The sequence below is a fragment of the Pseudoalteromonas nanhaiensis genome (assembly GCF_051235485.1).
GTDB classification, from domain to species: domain Bacteria; phylum Pseudomonadota; class Gammaproteobacteria; order Enterobacterales; family Alteromonadaceae; genus Pseudoalteromonas; species Pseudoalteromonas lipolytica_C.
In genome coordinates this window covers 1-1,233 of the sequence record NZ_JBPNYQ010000059.1, presented here as the reverse complement: position 1 = coordinate 1,233, position 1,233 = coordinate 1, and the positions used below count along the sequence as shown (strand labels likewise).

At 41.8% G+C, this 1,233-nt stretch carries 1 protein-coding gene; it reads right to left on the bottom strand.

The window, feature by feature from the left end; translation table 11 throughout:
• Window positions 1-13: 13 nt before the first annotated feature.
• A protein-coding gene (locus tag ACSFVZ_RS20455) for an IS3 family transposase (protein ID WP_102140835.1) occupies window positions 14-1,167 on the bottom strand; the annotation gives its coding sequence in 2 pieces (ribosomal slippage) (window positions 14-921 and window positions 921-1,167; 1,155 coding nt in all).
• Between the last annotated feature and the right edge of the window lie 66 nt (window positions 1,168-1,233).

Below are 1,233 nucleotides of genomic sequence, written 5' to 3'. Positions count from 1 at the left end.
TGATCTGGTCAAGCTAGGCCGCACACTTTTTCCTTACACTTTCAAACTCAATTGGCGACATATCATTTAATGAAGTATGAAGCCGAACTGAGTTGTAGTATTTGATGTATTTCTCTACATCAGTTTTCATGCTTTCTCTGGTTAAATGGTAAACATTTAATAGCCATTCATTTTTCAAGCTGCCGAAAAACCTTTCAACCACAGCATTATCTAAACATGCTCCACAACCACTCATTGATGGCGTAATTCGATTGCTCCATAGCAATGATTGAAAACGCTTACTGGTGTATTGTGAGCCTCTGTCGCTATGGAAGATCAAGCCTGCTTTGGGTTGACGCAGGTTGATAGCCATTTGCATCGCTCTCATGGTTAAATCAACCGTCATGCGTTTACTCAACGCCCAGCCAATAATACGGCGAGAATGCAAATCCATCACAACAGCTAGGTACATCCAGCCTTGATGCGTTCTTAGATAGGTGATATCACCCGCCCACGCCTGATTTGCTCTGGCTGGATTGAATTGGCGCTTCAATAAGTTATCAGCAACCGCATGGCTATGTTTGCGCATAGTCGTCACTTTATAAGCCACTCGCTGTTTAACGACTAAACCGAGCTTTTTCATCAAGCTCTTAACCCGACAAATACCAATTTTAAAGCCTTCTTTGCGTAGCAACTTCATTAAGGTTCTGGCACCAGCACTACTGCGGCTATCATCAAATAACCTCTTCATGCGACGATAAAGCATTAACTCTTCAACACTAATAATCTTGGCTGGTCGCCTCAGCCATGCGTAATAGGCTGACCGACTCACTTCTAGAACCTCGCACAAAACGCTAATTGGAAAGCGCCATTGCTGCTCTTTAATATATTCGAACTTTATTTCATTTCTTTCGCAAAGAAGGCACTCGCCTTTTTTAAGATCTCACGCTCCATCTGTAAGCGTTTATTCTCTTTTCTGAGCTTAACCAGTTCAGCTCTCTCATCTTTGCTTAATGCTTCGCCTGAAGTTTGCTTGGCTAGTTTGTCTTTCCAGTTGTAAAGCAGCTTAGTTGTTATGCCTAATGATTTGGCTGCTTCAGTAACACTGTAACCTTGTTCAGTGACTAGCTTTACAGCTTCTTCTCTGAACTCATCAGTATATTTTCTAGGTTTTCTTCGTTGGGTCATTTTCACACCTTTGTTGTTGGACTAATTATCCTTCACAAAAGTGTGCGGTGCCATTAAATCAGATCA